Genomic DNA, 7,657 nt, shown 5'->3' with positions numbered 1-7,657 from the left:
ACCATTTGCAATATTTACACCTTAAATATGACATTTATCATGGTTGTCATATGACACCTGCTACTAACATGTACATTTCCCTTCCTCTATACTTTGAAGTAAGAATAAGAAGGAAGGGAATTACGAAATGACCATACATGATACGAAAAATTTAAAGAAACAAGTAGCTCCGTTTGAAAAATCAACAACTAAAGAGAGTATTTTCCAAATTATCAATACAGTTGTCCCTTTTATTGCCCTTTGGTACCTAGCCTACGCGAGCTTGTCGGTGTCGTATTGGTTAGCGCTGGTTCCAATAATAATAGCAGCGGGTTTCTTAACAAGAATTTTTATCATTTTCCATGATTGTACTCATTTCTCCTTTTTTAAGAGCCGTCGTGCCAACCGGATCGTAGGAACGTGTATGGGTGTTCTCACCTTGCATCCTTTTGACCAATGGGGACATGACCACTCCGTTCATCATGCTACAAGCGGCAATTTAGATAAGCGCGGCACAGGGGATATTTGGACACTGACAGTTGATGAATATCTAGCTGCACCGCTGAAAACGCGGCTGGCATACCGATTTTATCGCAATCCTTTGGTTATGTTTGGATTAGGTCCCATTTATGTATTCCTTTTAAAAAATAGATTCAACCGTAAAGGTGCCAGACCAAAAGAACGTAACAACACATATTTAACTAATATTATCATAGCGGCATTGGTTGCCTTGCTTTGTTGGGCGCTCGGCTGGCAGTTGTTTTTGATAGTGCAGGGCTCCATTTTCATGATTTCAGGAGCAGCAGGAATTTGGCTGTTCTATGTACAGCATACCTTTGAAGACTCGTATTTTGAGCATGACAAAGAGTGGGAATATGTATTAGCAGCAGTCGAAGGAAGTTCCTTCTACAAGCTTCCGAAGGTATTACAATGGCTAACAGGGAATATCGGATTTCACCATGTTCACCACTTAAGTCCAAGGGTCCCTAATTATAAATTGGAAGAGGCGCACACCAGCACCTCGCCATTACAGCACGTCCCTACGATTACGCTTGCGACAAGCCTTCGTTCACTGCGGTTTCGTCTCTGGGATGAGAAAACAAAGAACTTTATTACTTTTAAGGATATAAAAGCTGTTGCGAAAAAGAGAATAGCGGTTCAAGCAAAACCTGAATTATAAAATGGGCTGACTCTTCTTCTTTCTGGAGGAGTCATTGTCTTGCAAGATAAAAGTAAGTATAAAAAATAGAGAATGTGCCAGTTTCAAACCAATTAAACGAGTACTTGCGCATTTCCTTAGCTGCGGATAAGGAGAGAACAAATGTGATTCGAATTGTAATAGCGGAAGATCAGGAAATGCTGTTAGAGGCAATTGGTACTCTCCTCAATTTGGAAGATGATATGGAAGTCATCGGACTTGCGGCAGATGGGGAAGAGGCCATAAGGCTTGTACAGCGTTTAAAGCCGGATGTTTGTATAATGAATATTGAGATGCCCTTCAAAAGCGGACTAGAGGCAGCTGAAATCCTAAAACCATTGGGATGTAAGGTAATTATTTTGACTACCTTTGCCAGACAAGGCTATTGGCAGAGGGCATTAAAAGCGGATGTAAGAGGATATTTACTGAAAGACAGTCCCAGTGAAGAGTTAGCATGTTCTATTCGAAGCATTATCGCAGGCGGGCGCATTTATTCTCAAGAACTAATGGACCAAAGATCTGAGCAAGAAGGAATGGAAACTAGTCAGGAATTAATGCCGCAAGATAAGCCGATGCTTAGGACTGTTAAAAGATATCTTTCAACGATAAAGGGAAAAATGAAGCTCCCAACAGGTTAATACTTAATAATAAAGGCGCTTGCACCGGGTAAGGTGCTGGCGCCTTTCTCATACAATTAATCAAACGTTTAATTAAAAAGTTTTCAGATCTTGATACATCAGGAGTTTTAAAAAACTAATCAAACGTTTAATTAATAATTTCACTAAACTAATCAAACGTTTGATTAAAAATCAGGTTTCCAAAACAATTTGTTTCTCTTTTTCAACCTCTAAAGCTGACACAATATAGGCAAAACCATTCATCAAAAAAAACATGACATTTGATTGAAGCCGTTCACTTTCTCCTAAATAAGAATTTATCAAAATAATAACGGAGTACAAAATCACAAAAAATAATGCAATTTTATTAAAAATGGCCATTTAGAACAACCCCTCTATTAGGATGCTTACTTAATCATATTTTCTCCAAGCAGGTCTTATGCTAGTGTATGAATCAATAAAAACAGAGGCGAAGACAGTTCGCCTCTTACCTATATTTATGCTGCTGACTTAAGATTTGCTCGTAACGCTTGTTCTTTTTTACCATGTAAGAAATAGTACAGAACGATAGATACAAAAACAGCCAATCCAAGGATCACATATAATGACCGATAACCGGTTACTGGAATGATGAATCCAAGGATATAAGGTCCAAAGCCTAGTCCAGCATCAAGAGCAATAAAGAAAGTTGAGGTGGCCAATCCCATCCGGTGCGCCGGTGTTAATTTGACTGCAATAGCCTGTGTGCTTGACTGCATATTACCAAAGCCAAGACCGATCAGAGCGCCCGCCACGAGTAACATAAAGCCTGAGTTAACGGTACTTAGCAGCACCATTCCGGCAGCTAAAATAACAAAGCCAGGGTACATAATATAGTTTGCCCCTCTCGTGTCCATCAAGCGGCCGGTGAAAGGGCGTGAGAATAAAACAGCGATCGAATAAACAAGAAAGAAAAAGCTTGCTGCACTTACTAGATTAATTTCATTCGCATAGAACTTAATAAATGAAAGAACACTTGAATAACAAAAAGAAATAACAAGTGTTATGATGGCAATCGGTACAGCCTTAGGCTCAATAAAATTCGAAAGCTTAAAGCCTCCTCCTTTTGTTTCGCCAATTTGTTTGGCTGTTACGGTTACGGCTGGAACATACACAAAGAATGATGTAATGAAACTGATAATTCCCAAGACAACGGAAAAAATAAAAATCATTTGGAAAGTGGTATGCTGCGTCATATATAGTCCGATGAACGGACCGATAGCTGTAGCTAAGGTAGTACTCATGCTAAAGTAACCAATTCCCTCTGCTTTTCGTGCGGCCGGAATAATTTGGGCGGCAACCGTACCAGTAGCTGTTCCGACAATACCGGCAGCAATACCATGCAATAATCGGGTAGTCAGCATGATGCCGATATTAGAGCTGATTAAATATAGAACTGTTGTTAAGATAAAGAAGGCCAGACCCAAAAATAACGTTCTTCTGCGGCCGATTGACTCAATGAAACGGCCGGTAAAAAGTCTGCCGATTAGAGAGCCGATAATAAAAATACCTGTAACCAGACCTGCCTCACTAGTAGAAGCATGAAATTGATCGACTGCGTACTCCCCAATAATGACAATTAATAAATAAAACACAAGGTTTATTAGAAAATTGATACCAGAAACAATAATAAAATCCTTTGTCCATAATCTTGATGAATTCACTTTATTAACCCCTTACTTTGTAATATTATTTCGAATTTCCCCCATGATCCGGATGGCCTCAATTTGCTCCTGCTCCGTGATCCCTTCTAAGATTTCCTGTTCATATTGATCAATGGTTACCCGGACATCTTTATATACTTCTTGGCCAGATGCAGAAAGCTGCATTCTCTTTTCACGTTTATCCTTGCCGGGGACATGCTCGACAAGCCCAAGCTCCTCTAAACGGTTAATCGTTCGGGTAACAGTGGGTTTCTCTACACTCATATAATGGGAAAGCTCTACCAGTGTCGCCGATTCATTATTGGCTAAGTAGTACAAAATGGTCCATTGTGCTCTGTATAATTGGTGCTCCGCAAGATGTACATTCAGCCTATTTTCAAATGGCCGGTACATCATAAGTAATTGATGAAAGAACTTTTGAGAAGTTTTTATCGAAAACACCTCTTTTTTAATGAAATAGTTACCTATGATAATAGTTACCTAAGCTAACTATAATAATTTATCACATTTACTTGTATTATGTCCAGCTATAAATAAAAAAAGGCAAACAGTGTTGGGCACTGCTTGCCTTCGTTGGGACATATTAATAATCGGATACTTCAAGATTTCGATCCAAAAAGGATTCAATCAATTCACTGATCTGATAGGCAACCTGCGGAGAATCATAATTTTCATATGCATATTCACAGCTGTTTTTATAATTCATCGTTTCATCATAATGGGTCATATGCCGCTCGATTACGTCATCAGCATCTTGCCGGTTGTGCTGTCTTTTAATAACGGTATCACGGTCAGCGTAGATAAATATGCGTACTACATTATCGCCGTACATATTTTTTAACTTTTCCGTGCCCTCAGGATTTAAGGTTAAGTAGACATATTCGTGATTTTGAAAAGCTTGAATGATATCCTGTTCACGAATTCCATAATGAATACCGTCGATTTCAACACTTTCAAGAAATTCATGTTGGGATTCCATCTGATTGAAGGTTTCTTCGTTGACAAAGTGGTAGTCTTCACCATTTTTTTCATAGTGACGTGGGGAACGGGTAGTGTAAGAGATGACAGTTTCCATATCAAACGCGGTAGCGACCATTTTCGCAATCGTCTTTCGCCCTGATCCATCGGGACCTGTGTACACAAATATTTTTTCTTTTCCTTTGATTTGATACATAGTGAAGCCTCCTTTAGTCTTAATTAAGAAAATAGTTTCTAGTGGGTTTTGCAGGTTTTTATGGGGATTACTACCATTATATCAAATGTGCAGTGGGAATAGATGGGTTTTTTGGATGATTTTTTATTTCAAAACAAGCAATCCCACATGCATGATCAGAATAATGGATGTTAAGAGAAGTCAAACCTCAAAGGCCCTTTCTTTTATCATAACCCAAATCAGCAATAAAAAAAAGTGATTAATTTTTATTGAAAACGATAAGTTTTACTTATTAAAAAGAAAGATTAGTAGATTCAGACTGCCATACGGTACAATAGATAGGATATTTAAATAATAGGAGACAATCATGGATAAGAAAGAGCAATCATTACTGCATTTTTATTATGAAAAATTGGTAGGAAACACCTTTGATGAGAAAGATCTCTATGGTTTTTTACTAGTTATTCGTAATCAAAGTAAAGAGATTCGAAGTATACAAGAGCTGGCTGATTTTGTGTTGCAGCGTGATCAGCACCAAGGCTATGTAAAACAATACCTCCTTGAAACGAAAAAGAAGTTTGAAAGTCTTGGAAAAACAAAATCGGCTTTCCGGATTGAAGATGTGTTTTCGTTTAAAGAAATTAAGAATGGACTTAACAAAGCTTTGGCGGCTGTTGGAATAGAAGGTTTGTCAAATGAACAGGTGAATGATTTTGTGACCTGCTTGATTTCCATTTTGCAGCAGGTGAAAATTATCGAGGATGACCGTGAGATTGGGAAGTTATATTTTGCCCTTTCCAATAAACAGATTATCCTAATGGCAGAAATAGAGGTTACCCAAAATTTGTTTAAAAAAACAAATGCGGTGTTTCCGGTCCTGACGGCTAATAATAGCTATGTTGATATTAAAAAGCAAGACCGCTATGATACACCATATTTGTTTGTTGATAAGGTAGTGGAGGTAACGAGTGAAAAAGGTAAGTTGGCGGTTACGATTCCTGAATAGAGGTAATGGCGGTGGAGGGTATCCAACCGCCATTTCTGTTTTAGATGACGTTACTTGCATTCTAAATGACATTTCTAAATAATAAAAGCGTAAATATTAAAATTAGAATGAGTGAGGTATTCAGTTGAAAGCACTAGTATTTAATACATTTGGAGGACCAGATGTTCTCGAATATACGGAAATCGAAAATCCTATGATCGGTCCGGATGAAATTCTGGTAAAAATGAAGGCGGTTGGCCTGAACTTTGCTGATATATACAGAAGAAAAGGGAATTACCACTTAGCAGGCAAGCCGCCATATATTTTAGGTTATGAAGGGGCAGGCATTGTCGAAAAAATAGGAGTAAATGTGGAAGGGATTAAAGTGGGTGACCGAATTGCTTTTGCCGATGTTCCTTATGCGAATGCGGAGCTGGTTGCAGTACCTTTTGAAAAAGCCATCCCTGTTCCGGAGCCTATCACCTTAAATGATGCTGCATCAGTATTGCTGCAGGGGTTAACCGCACACTATTTAACACGGGACAGCTATGCTGTAAAGAAGAATGAGGTTGTTTTAGTTCATGCCTCTGCTGGCGGAGTAGGGCAGCTCCTCGTTCAAATCGTAAAACTACTTGGGGGGAAGGTAATTGGCTTAACCTCATCTCCTGAAAAAGCGGCTGCTGCTAAGGAAGCGGGAGCCGAAACAGTTTTCTTGTATCAGGATGATTGGAAAAACCAAGTTCTTGAGTCGACAAATGGTAAAGGCGTTGATGTGGTTTATGAATCAGTAGGGGCGACACTCTCTGATAGCTTTGAGGTTACTCGAGTTGGTGGAACGGTGGTTTTCTATGGAATGGCTGGCGGTGATCCTGCTTTCGTGGATCCAAGAATGTTAATGGATACATCTAAGACCTTGACTGGCGGGGACCTATGGAACGTGCTGACTTCCCGTGAAGAGCGGGTCGTTCGTTCAAAAGAGCTGTTCCGCTGGATGGAAGAGGGGAAAGTCCGGGTAGCAGCGCCAACCATTTTTGCGCTGAAAGAGGGACATGTTGCCCACCGGTATCTTGAAAGCCGCAAGAGTACTGGGAAAATATTATTAATACCATAGGGAGACGGACCGGCGATGATACAATTTCAAAATGAATCAATAACGGTATTTCAGAGTGCCTTATTTCAGACAACCTGTACGGTAGCCATTACAAAAGACCTCGTGATTGTGGTAGATCCAAACTGGCTTCCGCATGAAATAGAGGAAATCAAGGAGCATGTTGCCCGTATTCAAGGGAATCGGGATGTGTATCTTCTATTTACACACGGAGATTTCGACCATATTATCGGGTATCATGCATTTCCAGAAGCGAAAGTGATTGGCAGCAAAGGATTACAGGAGCATCCAAATAAGGCACAGAAGTTAGAGCTGATTCAGCAATTTTACAATGAGTATTACATTGATCCCCCTTACGAAATTGGCTTCCCGGACGTAGATTACGTGATTTTTGAAGATGGGCAGCAGCTCGAGTTGGGGGAGACGACTCTAACTTTTTACTTAGCCCAGGGTCATACACATGACGGTTTATTTACATTGATAGAGCCGCTAGAGCTTTGGGTGGCAGGCGATTACCTTTCCGATTTTGAGCTGCCGTTTATCTATCATAGTGCAAAAGCGTATGAGGCGACGCTGCGGAAGGCAGAGCAAGTTTTGTTGAATCATAAGGTTTCAGTGATGGTTCCTGGTCACGGGCAAACCACATCGGATCAGAATGAGATCATGCGCCGGATTCAACTATCACAGGACTATTTGAACCGCTTGATTGCTGCCGTGGTCAACGAGGATATAGAGCAGCTAAGCGCGTTGGAAAAAGAAATGCCCTTTCCGTCTAATTTTACGAAGCAATGTCATAAGGACAATGTGGAAATTGTTCGGAAGGAGTATGTTGACTGCTGACCAGATGTGATGCTGGTTTGATTAAGCCGAAATGAAGGACATTCTTAGGGAGAACCATCACAAGAATGTCCTTC

Annotated in this window: 9 protein-coding genes; 5 read left to right on the top strand and 4 right to left on the bottom strand. The window is 40.0% G+C overall.

Annotation, left to right across the window (positions count from 1 at the left end; all coding sequences use genetic code 11):
* The first annotated feature begins 127 nt into the window (after positions 1–127).
* Positions 128–1,159 (top strand): fatty acid desaturase, encoded by a 1,032-nt coding sequence (locus V7266_RS23255; protein WP_335471444.1) that lies wholly within the window; start codon positions 128–130, stop codon positions 1,157–1,159.
* A gap of 143 nt (positions 1,160–1,302) precedes the next feature.
* A complete protein-coding gene (locus V7266_RS23250) occupies positions 1,303–1,815 on the top strand; it encodes a response regulator (RefSeq protein ID WP_335471442.1) in 513 nt (170 codons plus the stop codon).
* A gap of 171 nt (positions 1,816–1,986) precedes the next feature.
* Here V7266_RS23250 and V7266_RS23245 read toward each other — a convergent pair whose 3' ends face one another.
* From V7266_RS23245 to V7266_RS23230, 4 genes are all read right to left on the bottom strand, one after another.
* Positions 1,987–2,175, bottom strand: a complete 189-nt coding sequence (locus tag V7266_RS23245; protein WP_335471439.1) for a hypothetical protein — start codon at positions 2,173–2,175, stop codon at positions 1,987–1,989.
* A gap of 116 nt (positions 2,176–2,291) precedes the next feature.
* Complete coding sequence (locus V7266_RS23240) at positions 2,292–3,497, bottom strand: MFS transporter (RefSeq protein ID WP_335471437.1); 1,206 nt, start codon at positions 3,495–3,497, stop codon at positions 2,292–2,294.
* Positions 3,498–3,509: 12 nt separating this feature from the next.
* Positions 3,510–3,929: a MarR family winged helix-turn-helix transcriptional regulator gene (locus V7266_RS23235; RefSeq protein ID WP_335471445.1), complete on the bottom strand. Its 420-nt coding sequence runs from the start codon at positions 3,927–3,929 to the stop codon at positions 3,510–3,512.
* Positions 3,930–4,080: 151 nt separating this feature from the next.
* Positions 4,081–4,671: a guanylate kinase gene (locus V7266_RS23230; RefSeq protein WP_335471436.1), complete on the bottom strand. Its 591-nt coding sequence runs from the start codon at positions 4,669–4,671 to the stop codon at positions 4,081–4,083.
* A 346-nt stretch (positions 4,672–5,017) separates the two neighbouring features.
* Here V7266_RS23230 and V7266_RS23225 point away from each other — a divergent pair, with 346 nt between their 5' ends.
* The 3 genes from V7266_RS23225 to V7266_RS23215 all read left to right on the top strand — a co-directional run bounded on the left by V7266_RS23225 (position 5,018) and on the right by V7266_RS23215 (position 7,583).
* The gene (locus V7266_RS23225; protein ID WP_335471435.1) at positions 5,018–5,656 is read left to right on the top strand and encodes a hypothetical protein; all 639 of its coding nucleotides are present in this window, start codon (positions 5,018–5,020) and stop codon (positions 5,654–5,656) included.
* A gap of 124 nt (positions 5,657–5,780) precedes the next feature.
* The gene (locus V7266_RS23220; RefSeq protein ID WP_335471433.1) at positions 5,781–6,746 is read left to right on the top strand and encodes a quinone oxidoreductase family protein; all 966 of its coding nucleotides are present in this window, start codon (positions 5,781–5,783) and stop codon (positions 6,744–6,746) included.
* A gap of 15 nt (positions 6,747–6,761) precedes the next feature.
* Positions 6,762–7,583, top strand: coding sequence for an MBL fold metallo-hydrolase (locus V7266_RS23215; protein WP_335471431.1), 822 nt, complete (start codon positions 6,762–6,764; stop codon positions 7,581–7,583).
* Positions 7,584–7,657 lie beyond the last annotated feature (74 nt).

The organism is Neobacillus drentensis (assembly GCF_036965645.1).
GTDB lineage: Bacteria > Bacillota > Bacilli > Bacillales > Cytobacillaceae > Neobacillus > Neobacillus drentensis_D.
Note: the sequence above shows the minus strand (reverse complement) of the source record. Positions and strands in the feature narration are given on the sequence as shown.

Bases quoted from the DNA above. Each gene is read 5' to 3' on its own strand.
- V7266_RS23255 (WP_335471444.1), top strand. From the start codon at position 128: ATGACCATACATGATACGAAAAATTTAAAGAAACAAGTAGCTCCGTTT.
- V7266_RS23245 (WP_335471439.1), bottom strand. From the start codon at position 2,175: ATGGCCATTTTTAATAAAATTGCATTATTTTTTGTGATTTTGTACTCC.
- V7266_RS23230 (WP_335471436.1), bottom strand. From the start codon at position 4,671: ATGTATCAAATCAAAGGAAAAGAAAAAATATTTGTGTACACAGGTCCC.
- V7266_RS23225 (WP_335471435.1), top strand. From the start codon at position 5,018: ATGGATAAGAAAGAGCAATCATTACTGCATTTTTATTATGAAAAATTG.
- V7266_RS23215 (WP_335471431.1), top strand. From the start codon at position 6,762: ATGATACAATTTCAAAATGAATCAATAACGGTATTTCAGAGTGCCTTA.